Here is a 17,155-nt window from a genome sequence, read left to right on the forward strand (position 1 = left end):
GGCCGCCCTCGCGGGCCTCGTTCTGTGTACACGGTCACATTCCGAGTGTGCTAAGTTCCGTCGCCTCCAACTCCCTGTTCCTGGCATCTTCTGGATGTCCAGAAGGCCCCGTGCGGGCCGTGTTACCAGCGGAAGGCGGCCATGCGAGAGCCTGTCAACCGGACCATCCTGCTCCTCGACATCGAGAGGTTCAGCCGTCGCGACGACGTGGTGCAGGCCGTCCTGCGACGCACCCTGAACAAGATCGTGGACCAGACGCTGGAGGCCGCCGGCGTCGAGGCCACCCAGCAGTACCGCGAAGACCGCGGTGACGGCCTGATCGTGCTGCTCAGCGGCGACGTGGCGAAGACCGTTCTCCTGCGGTCACTGCTCACCACCACTCCCGAACTCCTCCACGAGCACAACCTGCTCGCCTCGGACAGCGCCCAGATGCGGGTGAGGATCGTCCTCGCCGCCGGCGAGGTGGCCCACGACCCGCATGCGGGGACCACCGGGGGGCTCGTCGGGCACGACCTCAACCAGGCGTGTCGACTGCTCGACGCAGACGTGCTGAGGTCGGCCCTCGCCGCGCGCCGGGACGAACACAGCGTCCTCGCGGTGAGCGCGCCGGTGTACGAGGGCGTGGTCCGGCACGGTCACCGGGGGGTACGGCCGGAGCTCTTCCGGGAGGCGAGCGTCACCGTGAAGGACGGTGTGCTGCCCGCCTGGATCCATCAGGGCGCTGCGCCGGACCGGACTCCGGCCCCCGCCGCCACACCGGTTCCGGAACCCGCCCCCGCTCCCGTGGACGCCCCCCAGCCGGCCGGGGCACCGGCGCCCGCTCCTGCCGTGAACCGGACTCCCGCTCCGGCTCCTGCCCCCACCGTGCAGGAGCGGTCGGCCGGAGCCGTCTTCCACTTCCACGGCGCGCCCGTGATCCACGGCTCCCTCGTCGGCGGCGACCTCCACGGCGTGAGCGGCGGCCACGTCGCCGGTGACGTCGTACTCGGCGGCACCCGGACCGAGGACGGCGACGCGGACGGGGGCCGGCCGTGAACGCATCCCAGGACCACCCGACCGGCCCGGAGGGGCAGGGCCCGCACCCGGAGCGGCCCGAGGCCGCCCCGGACGCGCCGGACGGAACCGGCGACGCGACCGCCGACGGTGAGGAGTTAGCGAGCGCCGAGGACGAGACGGAACACGCCTGGGACTCTCGCCGCGACCTCTACCGGCACAGCCCCGGCATCATGCTCGGCCGCTCCGCCCGGATCGGCGGCTCACTGGTCGGCGGCGACCAGCACGGTGTCAGCGGTGGCCACGTCACCGGTGACGTCATCCTCGGCGGCAGCAAGGTGGAGTACCACCTCGGCGCCGACACCGAGGAGCGGTCCGGAGAGATCCCCGCCTCCGAAGTCGAGGCGCTCGCACGGAACTTCGTCCATCCGCCCGCAGAGCGGGACGGAGCCGTACCCGACGACGCGGCCCCGGCCGACCGCGGCGGCGACCCGGACGCAGCGTGGGAGCCCGGGAGCCCGTTCGCCCTCGCCCTCGCCGGGCTCAGGGAACACCGCCTGGCCATCCTCTACGGAGCCGCCACCACCGGCCGCAGGGCAGCCGCCCTCATGCTGCTCCGCGCGGCCGGTGCACGCTCCTACCGGGCCCTGGACCCGGCGCTCCCGCTCGGCCGGCTCCCCGGAGAGCTGCGCGAAGGCTGCGGCCACCTCGTCGCCGACTTCGCCACCGGTGCCGAACGCCCCCTGCGCGAGCATCACATCCGCGCCCTCAGCGAGCGGCTCCATGCGACCAGGAGCCACCTCGTTCTCGTCGTGGGACCCCACCCCGTCGTCCACGGCGGTGTCGTCCCCGTCCCCTGGCAGCCGCCGGCGCCCGCCGCCCTGCTCGCCGGACACCTCAGGAACAAGGACGTGGGCGGGCGCAGCGTGGACGAGCTGCTCGCTCTCGACGAGGTACGGTCCGTCCTCGCCCACCACCGGCCGGTCGCCGACACCGCCCGCTTCGCCGAACGCATCGCCGACTACGCCCGGGGCACGGTGTCCCTGGCCGAGCTCGGCGCGTTCGGCCACTACGCCGCCGAACGACAGGTCCGGGAGTGGTTCGACAGCGCGGACCACACCCTCCACGACAAGGCCTTCCTCATCGCCCTCGCCACCTTCGACGAGGCCCCCTACCCCCTCACCGCCGAGCTGAGCGATGCGCTCTTCGGCCTGCTCCAGCGCATCGAGAACCCGGGCGAGCCGGCTCGGATCCCCGTCTTCGGCACCTCCAGCGCCCAACGGGTCGAGCAGGCGCTCGCCGACCGCTACCAGGAGCCGGAGGAGACCGAGTGGGGCCCGGTACTCCAGACCAAGGTGCAGTTCAGGGACCGGCTCACGGCCATCACCCTGCTGCGCGAGGTCTGGACCGGCCACCCGTCCGCCCGGCCCGCACTCGTGGCCTGGCTGCGGCGCCTTGCCGACGACCCCCGGCCCGTTGTCCGCACGCGCGCCGCCGCCACGGCCGCCGTCATGGCTGAGGCGGACTTGCCGTCGGCCATGGCCCTGCTCATCCGCTCCTGGGCGGCGGACCGCCGGCTGCGCGCCCGGCTCGCCGCCGCCAACGCGCTCGCCCTCGCCCACCACCTCGGCGCCCCGCACGTCTCCCGCATCCTTGCGGAGTGGTGCACCGCCCCGGACCACCGGCTGCGCTGGACCGCCGTCCGCGGTTACGCCCTTGTCGGCGACGCCTTCCCCCAGGAGGCGCTCGCCGCGCTCACCGAGGCCGTACGCGGCATGGAGGCCCGGGGCGGGCCCGCCCGCGGCTGGTCGAACGAGCGCGAGGACCTCGCCCAGTCCGCCGCGGCCCTGCTGCTCGCTGGCGGGCAGGAGGCGGCTGCACGCGAGGACTGGGCCGCCGCCGCCGGCCTGTGGGACACCCTGCCGAGCCTCGCCCGCGGCGCCACCAGGGATTTCGTGCTGCGCGCCATGGTCCACGCCTGCGGGCCCACGGACGGTGCCGCGGGCATGGGACGCCCCCTCCTGCTCGACCTGTTCGCACGAGCCGACCCGCGGCCCGGTACGGACGGAGCGGTGCTGCGGCACGCCCTCGCGGCGCTGTGGCGCAGCGTCCTCAACGACGCGGTGTGCTCCGCGTCCGGACTCAACACCATGCGCCAATGGGTCCGGGCCGCCGAGGACGACCGGGGCGCCGAGACCGCGCTCTGCGAGCTGCTGCCGCTCCTCATGGTCTCCAGCGAGGACCACCGGCGGCTCGCCTACCTCCTGGAGAACCTGCGCGGCGAGGGCGACTCCGCACCGCCGCCCTCCGTGGCCCTCCGACTGCGCGCCCTGGTGTCCGCGCAGCGAGAGGACGCCGGTACCTCCGCCGCCACCCCCTCCCGGTGAATCCGGCCAATCCGGCGATTTCGGTGAACCCCAGGGTGTGCCCCTCCGGGCACACGCCGTTCGAACCGTTCCCAAGGAGCAACGTCACCATGATGAGCCAGCCGCCCCAGTGGCAGCAGGACGCCAACCGCCACTCCGTGCTCGTCGACCCCGTGGTCACGATCCAGGAGTTGTCCCGTTTCAAGCCGCTGCGTGCCACACGCATCGACCACGCACTCGTGTTCACCACGGCCCAGGGCGGCCTCGACACCTACCTGCCCCCGAGCCGGCCGAGCCGTACCGATCTCGCCACCCGGCGCTGGACCAGCGTGTACGAGGTGGACATGGGGCGGCACGAGAGCGCCACCGTTCTCACCCTTACCAGTCAGAACGACGCCTTCCTCTTCGAGGTGTCCCTGAGCTGCACCTGGCAGGTGCTCGACCCGGCCGCCGTCGTCGCGAGCGGCGAGCGGAACGTGCCGGCCATGGTGCAGCGGATCGTCGAGCAGGCCGTAGGGCCGGTGCTCCGCGGTTACGCGATGGAGGACAGCGCGGCGGCCGAACTCCACGCCCGCAAGGCCCTCGAGGCCGCCGAGCCGATGGGGGTGCGGGCCGGGCTGGACGTCAGCTGCAGCCTGCAGATCCGGCGTGACGAGGTAGCCCTCGAACAGGAGCGTCAGCTGCGCGACATCGCGTTCGAGCGCCAGAGGCTCGAACCCCAGCACGCACTCCTCATGCGGGAGGACGAACTGGCGGCGGAGCGCGCCCTCGTCCAGGGCCGGCAGCAGCACCGCATCGAGTTCCAGCAGCAGGCGCTCGACCACGAGCGCGGTCTCGCCCGTGGCCGCCAGGAGCTGGAGCTCCAGGAGATCGAGGCGAAGAAGATCGAGTACTACGCGTACTGGCTCGAGCGAGGCGGCCCGGCCGCCATGGCCTTCCAGCTCGCCCGGCACCCCGAAGACACCCGCCTCGTGATGGAGAACCTGCGCCAGGACCAGCTGCTGACCGTGCAGAACCAGCTCACGGTCGCCCTCCAGGCGCTCGGAGGCGGCCCCGGCGGCCTGGAGGAACACCAGATGGACGAGCCGCGGCGACTCGCGGCCAACGTCATCAAGGAGGTCCTGAGCGCGAGGCGGCCTCAGGGCCCGGCACAGCCGCTGCCCGCGGTCGAGGGGCCCGCGTCCGCGGACCCGGCGGAGGGCCGGACGCCCGCAGCCGGTACCCCATCCGAGCCTTCGGTGCCGCAGACAGGAGGTACGCAGGCGGAGCCCGAACCCGCCCCGGGTGGAGTCCCCGAGAGCACTCCGCCGCCCCCGCCCGCGGACGGACCGGTCTTCGGCTATCCCTCTCCCGCGCAGCCGCCGCGATGAGCGCCGCCGCTCCCGGGCCCGGGTCCGGGCCCGCGCCGACTCGGACCGGGCCGCAGGCGCAGCGCACGGCGGAGCGGCTCCTGGGCGAACTGCGCCAGGAGGCCGCCCGCGCCGACACCAAGGGGTCGGTCCTCGTCGCCGCTCAGGGCATGGCTGCCGCCGCGCTCGTCGGCGTCCTCGCCGCGCGCGGCTGGCGCCCCTCCGGTCTCTCGGTGCCCGGCCAGGTGATGTGGTGGGCGGGGGTCTGCTGCTTCCTCGTCTCGCTCGTGTCCCTGCTCATGACCGTCATGCCCCGTTACCGGACGGTCGACTGGCAGCCGGGCGCCCCCCTTACCCACTTCGCGGACATCCGTGGTGCCGCCCGCCAGGGGCAGGCGGTCCTGGAGGCGGCGCTGCGGGAGACCGACCGTGCCCCGGGGGCCGCCGTCCTCGCTGCGCTCATGGAGAACAGCCGGATCGTCTCGCAGAAGTACGGCTGGCTCAGGACGGGCATGGCCGGGTTCACAGTGGCGCTGGTGCTGCTGCCCGGCGCGCTGCTCGTCGGATAGGTCCGTCGAGTCGGCGGAGCCGCCGCCGACGATTCGCATGCAGGAACGTCAGGAGACACACCGTCATGTCCGACCACGAGGACGTCCCCCCTCCGCCGTATCCGGGGGAGGAGGCTCCTCCGCCGTATCCGGGCGAGCAGGGGCCGCCCCGGCCCCGTCCGGGAGAGGTGGCGGCGCCGGCGTATCCCGGCGAGGTCCCGCCCGCATGTCCGGGGAAGATCCTTCCTCCCGCGTACCCGGGTGAGGCGCTGCCTCCTGCGTACCCGGAAGGGGCATCGCCCACGTACCCCGGGGACGCGCCGCCCGTGTATCCGGGGGAGATCCCTCCTTCCGTGTACCCGGGTGATGCGGCCTTCTCAAGCCTTGGTGGCGTCCCGCCCGAGTACCCCGAGTACCCCGTGGACGTACGGGCCTCCCTACAGGGTGAGACGCCCCCGGCGCGCCCCGGCGGGGTCTCGCCGAGCCACCACGGTGAGGCGGTGCCTCCGCCGAGGGCCGGGGACGACGCGACGCGGGCGCCGGCCGCCGCGGACGCGCCACCGGTCACCGCGCACCCCGCCCCCCTGCCCCCGCCGCCCGTGGTGCCTCCGCGGCCTGAGACGCCTCCGCCGCCGCCCGCCCGGCCCGTCGTCGACCATGACGACCTCGCCCTGGAACAGGGCCGCAGGATGGTGAAGGCCGTACAGCGGGGCATCGACGGCGCTGCGTTGTCCCATCTGCTGGTGACGGCGCCCGTCGGGCTGATCAGCCTGGCCGTGGTTGCCTTCGTATCCGGCCTGGTCAACCCGGTTCTCGCGCTGATCGTGCCGGTGCTGTGGCTGCTCTCCGGACCCCTGGTCTTCCATCGCAAGGTCGAATCGGCCATCGCCCGGCATCTGTTCGGGATGCGCAGGCCGACGCCGGAGGAGGCCCAGCGGCTGGACACGGTGTGGGAGCAAGTGACGCGGCGGGCAGGGGTGGACCGGGAGACGTACGAACTCTGGATCCAGGAACGCACCGAGCTGAACGCGACGGCGGCCGCCGGGCACATCGTCGCAGTCACCCGGCACGCGATGGAGCGGCTGCCCAACTCGCGTCTCGGAGCGGTGCTCGCGCACGAGCTCGGGCACCACGTGGGCGGCCACACGTGGGCGGCGATGCTGGCCGACTGGTACGCCCTGCCCGCGCGGGCGGCAGGGCGGGCCATCCTCGCCCTGCTCTTCCTCCTCTTCCGCACGAAGCACTGGGCCGGCATCGCCTGCGGGGGTTGCCTGTCGCTGACGATCTTTCAGTTCCTGTTCATGTTCACCTTCGTGGAGGGGATGTGGTGGCTCGTCCTGCCGGTGGCGGCCGGTCCGCTGCTCATTGCGTGGCTGCACCGGCGGGCCGAGTTCCGGGCCGACGCGTACGCGGTGGGGCTCGGGTTCGGTGAGGCTCTGGAGGCCGTCCTCCTGGAGGAGGCCCAGGGTGTGGCAGGGCCGGGTGTCCCGCCGCACGGCCCGGCGCCGGTGCCCCCGGGCGTACCACCGTTCCCGCAGCAATACCCGCAGCATTACCCAGGGCAGCACCACGGGTCGCAGCCCTACCCCGGACAGCACCACCCAGCGCCGCCGAACCTGGGATCCGGGCAGGCGGCGAACGGCGGGCGTCTCGTGGCCAAGGCCGCGCACACGAACGCCGAGGCGCGATTGCGCAACGTCAGGCTCGTCATGTCCCAGCAGCTCCAGCGCTCGGCTTCCTAGGACATTCCCGGCGGACCGCTCAGCGGGGGCCGGCAGCCTCGTTCACGAAGGGGGCTGCGTGGGCCGGGAGGGACGCGAGGGCGGCGACCCACGAGCCGTCGGCGAAGTGGATGTCCATACGGCCCTTCTGGAGGATCCCGGTCGGGTTGGCGCGCACTGCGGCGACGGCCTGGCGCGGGACTTCCCAGTGCTGCTTCAGCACTGGCGTCATCCGCCACGGCGGGGAGACGTCGCAGAGGTCGAACCAGCGCCGGTCGGTGACGGCGAGTACGCCCGTGACCGAGCCGCGGGCACTGGCGCGGCTGACGAGGAGCTGCCCGGCCGCGCTCTGCCAGCCGCCGTCCATGCCCTTGCCGTGCATCAGCCGCGAGCCGAGCTGATGCACCAGGTCCGGTGCACGGTCGATCGCGTCGGCGACGGCGGCGGGCTTCGAGTGCCGGGGGTCGAGGACACCTCCCGCCTTCAGTAGCTGCCGCAGGGGGCGGGGGCCTTGGCCGTGATCTGGCGGGCGAGGGCCGAGGACTCCGACGGGGCGAGCAGGGCCTCGGGTGGATGCGGTACGCCGGGACCGAGTTCGTAGGGGCAGGCAGCGATGAGCGGTTCGCCTGGGTGCAGGAACTGCTGCGCCTGTTCACGCCCTCTCCTGGTTCAACGCGGTTGCTCCCGTTCTGTCGTGGGGCTGGTGGGGTCAGTGGGCCGGATCCGGCCGAGGGCGATTGTCTCCCGGAGGAATCGGCCGTCCGGTGGCGGGATCCGGCCGATCCGTGAGCCGGGGGCCGAGGGTGTCCGGCGAGGCGTGGAGGGGGGTGGAAGACGGGCGGTGGCTGAACACGTGGGGGCTCCGCGGCATGCGCGGGCGCCCCGGGGAACCTGCGGGTTTCGGCCAGATCGGGAGTCCTCAACCCGCTTGCTGCGTCCGGATCATGACCTGCTGTCAAGGGACCTGCATATAGACGCTAAGATTCCGGGCCGTTGTCATATGATCATTCGCTTTCGATCGTTTGAGGGTTCTGATGGTTCGCGTGGGATCGTCGCCCGGAAGTCCAGGGCCCACCTCACCCGTCGCATGGGCGCTGCCTGCCCTGCTGACCGCCGCCGCTGCGGCGATCGCCGTGGCGCAGGTGTCCGCACCTGCCCGCACCCCCGTCGCCTGGATCGGCGCCGTGGCCTTCGTGGCCGTGGCCCTCTCCTGCGGTGAGGCCGCCCGGCGCGGCAAAACGGTGGCCGCGCTGCGGCTGACGGTCGCCGCGCACGAGGCGGCCCTGCACCGGCAGCAGGCCGAGACCGTACGGCTGGCGCAGGAGCTGCTGCCCGATGTCGTGGAGCGGCTGCGCAAGGGGGAGTTCCCCGAGGAGGTGCTCGCCTCCCTGGAGGAGCCCGAGACCCACGGGCCCGGCCTGACACCGGAGTTCAGGGCGGCGCACCAGGCCGTGCTGCGCTCGGTGCTCGACGCCGTCGTCGCCGAGGAGGACCTGCGCGACTCCGCGCAGCGCGCCTTCGTCAACATCGCCCGCCGCGTCCAGGCCATCGTGCACCAACAGGCCCAGGAACTGCGGGAGATGGAGGACCGGCACGGCCGCAGCCCGGACGTGTTCGGCGACCTGCTGCGGCTCGACCACGGCACGGCCCTCATCGGCCGTCTCGCCGACTCCATCGCCGTTCTCGGCGGGGCGCGGCCCGGCCGCCAGTGGAGCAAGGCCGTCCCGCTGTACAGCGTGCTGCGCGGCGCCATGTCGCGGATCATCGACTACCAGCGCGTCGAGCTCCACTCGGTTTCGCAGGTCGCCGTCGTCGGACCGGCCGTCGAACCGCTCATCCACGCGCTCGCCGAGCTGCTGGACAACGCCACCCGCTACTCGCCGCCGCAGACCAAGGTCCATCTGACCGCCGTCGACGTGAACTCGGGCATCGCCGTCGAGATCGAGGACGGCGGCGTGAGCATGAGCGAGGAGGCCCGCAAGCGGGCCGAGCGCATGCTCCGCCAGGCGCAGCAGGGCATCGACCTCACCGACCTCGGGGAGACCCCGCGCCTGGGCCTCGCCGTGGTCGGCCGGCTCTCGCAGGCGTACGACTTCCAGGTCTCGCTGCGCTCGTCGGCGTACGGCGGCGTACGGGCCGTGCTGGTCATCCCGCAGCAGCTGATCACGACCGCGTCCGCCGCGACCGGCGTCGCCCACGGCATCGGCACCGCCTCGGGCCCCCGCGCCGCCCTCCCGCCGGCCGGCACGGCAACGCCCCAGGCAGCCGCCGCCACCGCAGAGGCCGGCGTGCCGGCCGCCCGCCCGGTCACCGGCCCCCGGATGCCGGCAGTCCCCGACGAGGTACCCGCCGTGACCGAGCGGTCCCCGAACGGCCTGCCGCAGCGCCGCCGCAAGACCCGCGCCGTGGCACCGGAGCCGATCGCCACCGGCGACCGGATCACGGCAGCGGCCGAGGCGGCCGCCGAGCGCGCCGGATACGGGTACGTTGCCGTGCCCGAGCCCGCGTCCGATCCCCAGCCCGAGGTCCAGCCCGGGATGTGGCTGGCCGCCTTCCAGGGCGGCCTGTCCGGGGAGAGCCAGCCGGCCGCGAGCCAGACCGCCGCGAGCCGGAGCGGCGCAGCAAGCCAGAACACAGACGCCTCGCCGGCCTCGGCGAGCAAGGGGGAACAGCCATGAGCCAGCAGCAGACCAATATGGACTGGATGCTCAAGGACCTGGCCGAGGGCGTCCCGCAGACCCGCCACGTCATCGTCCTGTCCGCCGACGGCCTGCGCATGGCGCAGTACGGCGCGGAGACCGACACCGCCGACCGGCTCGCCGCCGCCTGCGCCGGACTGCAGAGCCTCGCCGGCGCCGTAGCCTCCGAACTCCCGGGCAGCAGAGGGCGGATGCGGCTCGTCGTCATCGAGATGGACGGCGGCTTCTTCTACCTGATGGCGGCCGGCGCCGGCGCCTTCCTCGCCGTACTGGCCGACGAAGGCGTCGACGCCGGCCTGATGGGCCAGCGCATGCGCGACCTCGTCGCCCGGATCGGAGAACACCTGAGCAGCCCGCCGCGCCGCGACGGGCAGCCGGCGTGAGCAACCCCGGCGGCGACTGGGAGGACGGCACCCCGGAGCGGCTCTACGTGATCACCGGCGGCCGCAGTGGCGGGTTAGTCCCCGCCCACGTCGACCTCGTCACGCTGATCATCGCCAAGTCGGGGCCCAAGCCCGGGATGCAGCCGGAGCACGCGGCGATCATGCGGCTGTGCCAGTCGCCGCTCTCGGTGGCCGAGATCTCCGCGTATCTCGGCCTGCCGGTGAGCGTGGTCACCGTACTCCTCGGTGACCTGCTCGCCGCCGGACACGTGCTCTCCCGCCCACCCGTCGCCCCCGCCAAACTCCCGGACCTGGCACTGATTGAGGCAGTCATCGATGGACTTCGAAAGCTCTGACCGGGCCACCGCGCCCCGGCGCGAGGACGCACTGCCGGCCACGGCCGCCGCCGCAGTCAAGGTGGTGATCGTGGGCGGCTTCGGGGTCGGCAAGACGACCCTCGTCGGCTCGGTCAGCGAGATCCGGCCGCTCACCACCGAGGAGACGATGACCCAGGCCGGGGTCGGCGTCGACGACACGGCGGGGGTGGAACGCAAGACCTCCACCACCGTGGCCATGGACTTCGGCCGCATCAGCATCAACGAGGAGCTGGTGCTGTACCTCTTCGGCACGCCCGGCCAGGAACGCTTCTGGTTCCTGTGGCGCGGCCTGTTCGAGGGCGCGCTCGGCGCGGTGGTCCTGGTCGACACCCGCAGGCTGGAGGTCAGCTTCGACGTGCTCGGCCGGCTGGAGGAGCGCGGTGTGCCGTTCGTGGTCGCCGTCAACTCCTTCCCCGACGCGCCCGAGCACCCTCTGGAGGACCTGCGCGCCGCCCTCGACCTGCCCGCGTCCGTACCGCTCGTCTTCTGTGACGCCCGGCGGCGCGACTCCAGCCGGGACGTCCTGATGACGCTGATGCGCTACCTGCACTCCCTCGCCGCGACCCCGGAGGCACTGTGAGCACCACCCCCACCCCCCAGCCGGGTCCGGCCGCCCCGCCACCCGGCTGCCCGGCCCACCGGCTCTACGGCCCCGAGGCCGAGGCCGACCCCATGGGCCTGTACGAGAAGCTGCGCGCCGAGCACGGCGCGGTGGCCCCCGTCCTCGTCCAGGGCGACCTCCCGGCCTGGCTGGTGCTCGGGCACCGCGAGAACCTGGACGTGGTGCGCACCCCGTCCCGGTTCGCCCGGGACCCGCGCCACTGGCGGGACCAGCAGGAGGGAAACGTTCCCGCCGACCACCCCCTGACGCCGATGACCGCGTGGCAGCCGGTGTGCCACCTGGTCGAAGGCGTCGAGCACGAGCGGCTGCGCGGGGCGATCACCGAGTCGCTGGAGCGTTTCGACCGACGCGGCATCCGGCGGTACGTCAAGCGCTTCGCCGACCTGCTGATCGACGCCTTCGCCCAGTCCGGAAAGGCCGACCTGGTCGAGGACTTCGCCGAGCCGCTGCCGATGCTGGTGATGACCCAGCTCGTCGGGGCGCCGGAGTCCTACGGACCCCGGCTCGTAGAGGCGGCCCGCGACATGATCCAGGGCACCGAGACGGCCGTCGCCAGCTTCGAGTACGTCTCGGTCACCCTCCGCGAGCTCGTGGAACGCAAGCGGGAGGTGCCCGGCAGGGACTTCACCACCTGGCTGGTGGAGCACCCCACGGCACTCAGCGACGACGAGGCCGTGGAGCACCTGCGGCTGGTGTTGATCGCGGCCTTCGAGACGACCGCCAACCTGATCGCGAACACCCTGCGCATGGTGCTCACCGATCGCCGTTTCCGCGCGAACCTGTCCGGCGGCCACATGACCCTCCCGGACGCCCTGGAGCAGGTCCTGTGGGACGAGCCCCCGTTCATGACGATGCTCGGACGCTGGGCCACCGGTGACACGGAGCTGGCCGGAACGCGGATCAAAGCGGGCGACATGCTGCTGCTCGGGCTGGCGGCGGGCAACGTCGACCCCGAGATCCGGCCCGATCTCAACGTGCCCGTCCACGGCAACCGCTCCCACCTGGCCTTCAGCAGCGGTCCGCACGAGTGCCCCGGACAGGACATCGGCCGGGCCATCGCCGACACCGGCATCGACACCCTGCTGACGCGCCTGCCCGACCTGGAGCTCGCCGTCCCCGAGGACGAGCTCCGGTGGACCTCCTCGCTGCTGTCGCGTCACCTGGTGGCACTGCCCGTACGGTTCACCCCGCGCGGCGCCACCGTCACCGGCACCACGCCGGTACCCGCAGCGCAGCGGCCGGCGGCGGCGCCCCCGGCCCCGCCGGCCGCCCCGTTCACGGAGGAGCGGCCCGCGGGCCGGGCCTCGTGGTGGTCGCGTCTGCTCGGGCGCGGCTGAGGCCGGCGAGACCCGGCCGCCTCAGCGCGACGTGGCGTCGAGCTGCTGCCACCACCAGGCGAGAGCCTGGACCGGCAGCGGCTCGACGCTCGGGTCACTGGGCGTGTCGGTCCAGGTGATGTCGTACGAGGCCCCCTCGACCGGAAGCTTGTTGCGGTTGCGCGGACTGGCGTAGCGCGGCGCGCGGTCGTGGTACTCGGTGTCGCCCACGATCCAGTGTTCCAGCGCGGTGAGGTACCTGCCGAGCTGCTCGTCGGCGCCCCGCGCCAGCTGTCGGCCCAGCCGCACGAACAGGGTCAACGACCGGTCCCGCAGGGCGTACGCGGCGGGCAGCGCCTCGGCGGGCGTACAGCCGTGCTCCTCGGCCAGCACGTTGAGCAGGTTCTGCTCCAGCGGCTCGTGGTGGTCGTCCTTGTTGTACGAGAACAGGTCGTTGTCGCACGCGACGATGAACCCGGCGGCTTCGGTCATGGCCTGGACGGGCGGCGAGTACAGCACGTCGGCCGGCACGTCGATACCGGCCGCCGCCTCGCACCAGGTCAGCAGGAACCGCGTGCCGCCGATCCAGCTCCGCGTCGCCGCGAAGTCGTTCAGGCCCGGCATGGTGCCCCGCTCGGCGTGGGCGGCCTGCGAGGCGGCGCCGAGCAGCCACTCCTGTGTGCCCTCCGTGAAGCGGCGCAGCTGGAACGGAGTGAGTACGGCCCGGGTGCGGGCCGCGAGGTCCTCCAGCGCGGCGCTGTGCGGCCCGGGCGGCAGCAGGCCGGTGCCGGGCGCCTCGAGGACGCGGAGCAGCCGGGTCCCGTGGGCGACGACGGACGCGGTGGGCGTCGCGCCGGCGTCGGAGTCCTGCCAGTCGTCCGCGGCGAAGGCCCAGTAGCACCACTGGGCGAAGACCAGCATGGTCTCCACGTCGCCGTGGGGGACGATCCGGCTGACGAGGTCGGCGCTGCGCGAGGCCAGTCCCCAGGCGCGCTCGGTGGCGTCCGGGTAGAGGCCGAACGCGTCGATCCAGGCGATGGACCGCTCTTCGATCTCGGCCGCCTTGGGGTGGATCAGCCCCCGCTCGAACGGCCAGTAGAAGGGCGGGAGTTCCCAGCCGATGCGGGAGGGTCGGGCGTTGTCGCCGTACGCGGGTGGCATCGGTCAGCCGCCCCCGCCGAGACGGAACAGCAGCAGCCGGGTCTCCAGCGCGTGGTCGCGCCAGATGCGGAACAGCTTGCCGTGCGTGATGGCGGACTCCCGGAGCCGCTCGGGCGACCAGTGGGACGGGGCGCCGGGGCCCTCCACGCGGTCCAGCTCGGCGGTGTTCCAGGCCATGGACTGCACCCAGAACTCGGCGACGCGGTCGGTGACGTCCTCGTCCTGCTCCAGCTCGAAACCGGCCGCCTCGGCGGCGGCGAGGTACTCGGTGAGGGTGCCGAGGCGCGTCTTGTAGTAGCCGTCGATGAACTCGGTCCACTCGGGCCGGCAGATGAAGTGCTCCTGGATCCCGAACCAGCCGCCGGGCTTCAGGGATTCGGCCACGACCTGGAAGAGCCGCCCGCGGTCCATGTAGCCGGAGCTCTCGTTGGCGTACGCGGCGTCGTACTTCCGGTCGGCGGTGAAGGCGTGCACGTCGGCCAGGAGGGGGGTGACGCGGTCGCCCACGCCGGCCTGGCGGGCGAAGTCCTCGATCACGGGTATGTGATCGGCCGCGACGGTGAGCCCGGTGACCGTCGCACCGTGCTCCTGGGCCCAGTAGAGCGACCCGCCGCCGACTCCGCAGCCGATGTCGAGGACGCTGCCGGGGGGAGTGGAGTACGCCCCCCAACTGCGGGCCGCGTGCTCGACGATGGCTTCCTGGGACTCCACGATGCGGCGCTTGAGCACGCGTTGGGCGACCGTGGTGTTCGGTGTGGCACCCGGGACGAAGAGGCCCATGTGGAAATGGACCCGGGGTCCCGGGCCGTACTTGTGGAGGATCTCCACGGTCTTGCCGCTGTAATAGAGGGGTACTTGGCTGTCGTCGAAGTCCTGGCCACCAGCGGGGGTCTGGATGACAAGGTTGCTGTCCATCGGTTCTCCGGTCCTGCGGTCGCGTGGGGATGTCAATCGGCCGCCCCACTCTGCCCATAAGTGATCGATAAAAGTCCTCGTTCACTCGGGTGATGAGCATAACCACAGCTGAAACGGCATCAATTCAGGCCATTTGATGTCACGTCAGATAAAGCCATTCGTGAATGGCCGGATATCGTCAGGCGTCGAGTGCGGAGATGATCTCGGCGGTCGTGCTGACCCTGCCGATGCGCGGGAAGATCTTGCCGAACGAATGGGCGTGGGACACGGGGTCCGTGTCGGCGGTGGCGTCCTCGGCGAAGACCAGGGAATAGCTGTGCTCCCAGGCCGTGCGCGCGGTGGACTCGACGCCGACGCTGGTCGAGATTCCGGCCAGGACGATCCGGTGGATGCCGCGGCGGCGCAGCTGGAGGTCGAGCTCCGTCCCGGTGAAGGCGCCCCAGTGGCGCTTGGTCACGACGACGTCGCCGAGGGCGGCGAGCTCGGCCGGGATCTGCGAGAACGCGGCGGGCGGTGCGGCGGCCGGACCCGGGCGGTCGACGTCCGTGGTGGGCAGGTCGCCGCCGTCGGGTGACCACGCGACCCTGACCAGCACCACCGGCAGCTTGTGGGCGCGGAACGCCTCGGCGAGGACGATGCCGTTCCCGAGGATCTCGGCGGCGGGCCTGGTGGTGGGCAGGGCCAGGATGCCCTGCTGGAGGTCGATCAGGACCAGGGCGGTGCCGTCGTCGAGGGTCAGGCGGGTGCGGTCGGCTGCGGCGTTCATCGGGTTTCCTCCGGTGGATCCGGGCGTCACGGGCCATGCCCATGAAACCCGGGTCACGCCTCGCCGGCCGCCCGGCCCGTGCCGACCGGCGTGGCGGCGACCGGACGACCTCCACTCCTAAAATGGGAACATGAGTCCGAATGCGGGGGAGTCCCGACCCGACCTGACCCCGGCACTGACCGGGGCGGAGCTGACGCGCTGGTACTGGACGCTGTCCGAACTGTCCGCGCTCGCACGGGAGATGGACCTGTCCACCGGCGGCGGAAAGGTGGCGCTGACGGCCCGGCTGGCCGCCGCACTCGACGGGCTCCGGCCACCGGATCCGGTCCGGGCCCCGCGCCGCGCAGGACGGCAGCTCACGGCCCCGGTCGACGGCGGCACCGTGATCCCGCAGGGCCAGCGGTGCAGCCAGGTGCTCCGGGAGTACTTCGTCCGGGAGATCGGGCCCGGATTCCACTTCGACGACTTCATGCGGGACTACGTCGCCCAGCACGCCGGACACACCCTCGCCGAGGCCGTCGCCCACTGGCACGGCACCCGCGCCCGGGCGGCCGAACCCCAGGAGGTCGCCGCCCGGTTCGAGTTCAACCGGTTCCTGCGCGACTGGCACGCCCGCCACCCGGAGGGCACCCGGCAGCAGGCCCTGGCCGCCTGGCAGGCCCACCGAGCCCTCCCGAAGGACTGACCCAGGCCACCCGCCGCTCAGGCGCCCGGTGCGGGCTCCGGGGTGGCAGGCTCCGGCAGCCGCCGGGCCAGGGCCCAGGCCAGCAGGGGGAGAACGGCCAGGGGGAGCAGGGCCGTCCGCACGGAAGTGGCGTCCGCGACGGCGCCGATGAAGGGGCTCGCCACGCCGCCCACGCTGACCGTCAGGCCGAGGGTGACCCCGCTCGCCGTGCCCATACGGGCCGGCAGGTAGTCCTGGCCCAGCGTGACCTGGAGCGAGAACGGCACGTACAGGGCGGCGGCCGCCAGCGCCGCGCAGACGTACACCAGGGGCAGCGGCAGGAAGAGCACGCCGGCGATGGCAGGGGCGGCCGCCGCGTACGCCCGGTGGACGGTGGTGACCCGGCCCCAGCGGGAGGCCAGCCGGCCGCCGAGCAGGGTGCCGCCCGCGCTGCCCGCGAACAGCGCGAACAGGGCCACGGCTCCCGCGGTTTCACCGCCGCCGCGCTCGCGTACGTACAGGGCGATGAAGGTGCTCAGCCCGATGAACGCGACGGACCGGACGACCACCACGAGGGAGAGCCGCAGGAACGCCCGGCGGTCCTCGGGTCCGGCCGCCGCTCCTGCGTCTGCCGTCGGCCGCGCTGCCTCCGGTCCGGCCGTCCGGTCCGGCGCCGGCCGGGGGAGGTTCAGTACGACCCCGAGCGCCGCGGGCAGGGCCAGCAGCCACCAGCCCGCCGGCCCGGACACCGACAGGGTCCCGACGACGAGCAGCGGCGCGCACGCGAAGCCGATGTTGCCGCCGAGCGCGAACCAGCTCATCGCCGCGTGCCCGGGGCCGCCCGCGCTCGTGCGGACCAGCCGGGCGGCCGCCGGGTGGTAGGCGGCGACACCCAGCCCGGACAGGGCGACAGCGGCGACGGTGGCCGGATAGCCGGCGTCCGCGCCGACGAGGGCGATGCCCAGGCCGGCGGCGGCCGTGCTCAGCGGGATCAGCCACGGCATCGGCCGGCGGTCGGCCAGCGCTCCGAACAGCGGCTGGATCACGGAAGACAGCAGCGAGGCGGCCAGCACGATGCCGGAGGCGGCGGCGTAGCCGTACGCACGCTCCGAGACCAGGAAGGGGACCAGCGCGGCGACGGCGCCCTGGTAGACGTCCACGCAGGAATGGCCGGCGGCGTAGGCCGCGATGCGGCGGCGCCGCACGGGACGTGTCCTCGTCGGGGTGAGGTGCTCTGCAGCGGTCTTCGATGGGTTCACCGATCGAGGATCTCCG

At 73.1% G+C, this 17,155-nt stretch carries 16 protein-coding genes; 11 read left to right on the forward strand and 5 right to left on the reverse strand.

Annotated features, from left to right (window positions below; translation table 11 throughout):
• Positions 1–141 precede the first annotated feature (141 nt).
• The 5 genes from AB0M76_RS05975 (at position 142) to AB0M76_RS05995 (ending at position 6,998) form a co-directional block, all read left to right on the forward strand.
• Positions 142–1,035: a hypothetical protein gene (locus AB0M76_RS05975; RefSeq protein ID WP_365951732.1), complete on the forward strand. Its 894-nt coding sequence runs from the start codon at positions 142–144 to the stop codon at positions 1,033–1,035.
• The gene (locus AB0M76_RS05980; protein WP_365951733.1) at positions 1,032–3,380 is read left to right on the forward strand and encodes a hypothetical protein; all 2,349 of its coding nucleotides are present in this window, start codon (positions 1,032–1,034) and stop codon (positions 3,378–3,380) included. The genes AB0M76_RS05975 and AB0M76_RS05980 overlap by 4 nt, the downstream gene beginning before the upstream one ends.
• An 89-nt stretch (positions 3,381–3,469) precedes the next feature.
• The gene (locus AB0M76_RS05985) at positions 3,470–4,729 is read left to right on the forward strand and encodes a PE-PGRS family protein (protein ID WP_365951734.1); all 1,260 of its coding nucleotides are present in this window, start codon (positions 3,470–3,472) and stop codon (positions 4,727–4,729) included.
• On the forward strand, positions 4,726–5,277 hold the full coding sequence (locus AB0M76_RS05990; RefSeq protein ID WP_365951735.1) for a Pycsar system effector family protein: 552 nt from the start codon (positions 4,726–4,728) through the stop codon (positions 5,275–5,277). Before AB0M76_RS05985 ends, AB0M76_RS05990 begins: the two co-directional genes overlap by 4 nt.
• Before the next feature lie 479 nt (positions 5,278–5,756).
• Positions 5,757–6,998 (forward strand): M48 family metalloprotease, encoded by a 1,242-nt coding sequence (locus AB0M76_RS05995; RefSeq protein ID WP_365951736.1) that lies wholly within the window; start codon positions 5,757–5,759, stop codon positions 6,996–6,998.
• A 19-nt stretch (positions 6,999–7,017) separates the two neighbouring features.
• Here AB0M76_RS05995 and AB0M76_RS06000 read toward each other — a convergent pair whose 3' ends face one another.
• Complete coding sequence (locus AB0M76_RS06000; protein ID WP_365951737.1) at positions 7,018–7,383, reverse strand: hypothetical protein; 366 nt, start codon at positions 7,381–7,383, stop codon at positions 7,018–7,020.
• 628 nt (positions 7,384–8,011) lie between these two features.
• Between AB0M76_RS06000 and AB0M76_RS06005 the strand changes: the two genes are divergently transcribed.
• Genes AB0M76_RS06005 through AB0M76_RS06025 form a run of 5 tightly spaced genes read left to right on the forward strand, consistent with a single transcriptional unit; the run spans position 8,012 to position 12,395 of the window.
• The gene (locus tag AB0M76_RS06005) at positions 8,012–9,655 is read left to right on the forward strand and encodes an ATP-binding protein (RefSeq protein WP_365951738.1); all 1,644 of its coding nucleotides are present in this window, start codon (positions 8,012–8,014) and stop codon (positions 9,653–9,655) included.
• Positions 9,652–10,059 carry a roadblock/LC7 domain-containing protein gene (locus AB0M76_RS06010; protein WP_365951739.1) on the forward strand — a complete coding sequence of 136 codons (408 nt, stop codon included), beginning with the start codon at positions 9,652–9,654 and terminating at the stop codon, positions 10,057–10,059. Before AB0M76_RS06005 ends, AB0M76_RS06010 begins: the two co-directional genes overlap by 4 nt.
• Positions 10,056–10,415, forward strand: a complete 360-nt coding sequence (locus tag AB0M76_RS06015) for a DUF742 domain-containing protein (RefSeq protein ID WP_266661724.1) — start codon at positions 10,056–10,058, stop codon at positions 10,413–10,415. Before AB0M76_RS06010 ends, AB0M76_RS06015 begins: the two co-directional genes overlap by 4 nt.
• Positions 10,396–11,016, forward strand: a complete 621-nt coding sequence (locus AB0M76_RS06020; RefSeq protein ID WP_266661722.1) for an ATP/GTP-binding protein — start codon at positions 10,396–10,398, stop codon at positions 11,014–11,016. The genes AB0M76_RS06015 and AB0M76_RS06020 overlap by 20 nt, the downstream gene beginning before the upstream one ends.
• On the forward strand, positions 11,013–12,395 hold the full coding sequence (locus tag AB0M76_RS06025; RefSeq protein WP_365951740.1) for a cytochrome P450: 1,383 nt from the start codon (positions 11,013–11,015) through the stop codon (positions 12,393–12,395). Before AB0M76_RS06020 ends, AB0M76_RS06025 begins: the two co-directional genes overlap by 4 nt.
• 21 nt (positions 12,396–12,416) lie before the next feature.
• Here AB0M76_RS06025 and AB0M76_RS06030 read toward each other — a convergent pair whose 3' ends face one another.
• The 3 genes from AB0M76_RS06030 to AB0M76_RS06040 form a co-directional block, all read right to left on the reverse strand.
• Positions 12,417–13,535: a hypothetical protein gene (locus tag AB0M76_RS06030; protein ID WP_365951741.1), complete on the reverse strand. Its 1,119-nt coding sequence runs from the start codon at positions 13,533–13,535 to the stop codon at positions 12,417–12,419.
• Positions 13,536–13,538: 3 nt separating this feature from the next.
• On the reverse strand, positions 13,539–14,450 hold the full coding sequence (locus AB0M76_RS06035; protein WP_365951742.1) for a methyltransferase domain-containing protein: 912 nt from the start codon (positions 14,448–14,450) through the stop codon (positions 13,539–13,541).
• A gap of 178 nt (positions 14,451–14,628) precedes the next feature.
• Positions 14,629–15,216 (reverse strand): hydrolase, encoded by a 588-nt coding sequence (locus AB0M76_RS06040; RefSeq protein WP_365951743.1) that lies wholly within the window; start codon positions 15,214–15,216, stop codon positions 14,629–14,631.
• Positions 15,217–15,346: 130 nt separating this feature from the next.
• On the opposite strand from AB0M76_RS06040, the gene AB0M76_RS06045 reads away from it, so the two are divergent.
• Entirely contained in the window at positions 15,347–15,901 is a 555-nt protein-coding gene (locus AB0M76_RS06045; protein WP_365951744.1) for a DUF6434 domain-containing protein, read from the forward strand.
• A 17-nt stretch (positions 15,902–15,918) separates the two neighbouring features.
• Here the strand turns inward: AB0M76_RS06045 and AB0M76_RS06050 are convergent, their stop codons facing one another.
• Positions 15,919–17,085 carry an MFS transporter gene (locus tag AB0M76_RS06050; RefSeq protein ID WP_365951926.1) on the reverse strand — a complete coding sequence of 389 codons (1,167 nt, stop codon included), beginning with the start codon at positions 17,083–17,085 and terminating at the stop codon, positions 15,919–15,921.
• Positions 17,086–17,155 lie beyond the last annotated feature (70 nt).

Source organism: Streptomyces sp. NPDC051364, from assembly GCF_040682115.1.
Classification (GTDB): Bacteria; Actinomycetota; Actinomycetes; order Streptomycetales; family Streptomycetaceae; genus Streptomyces.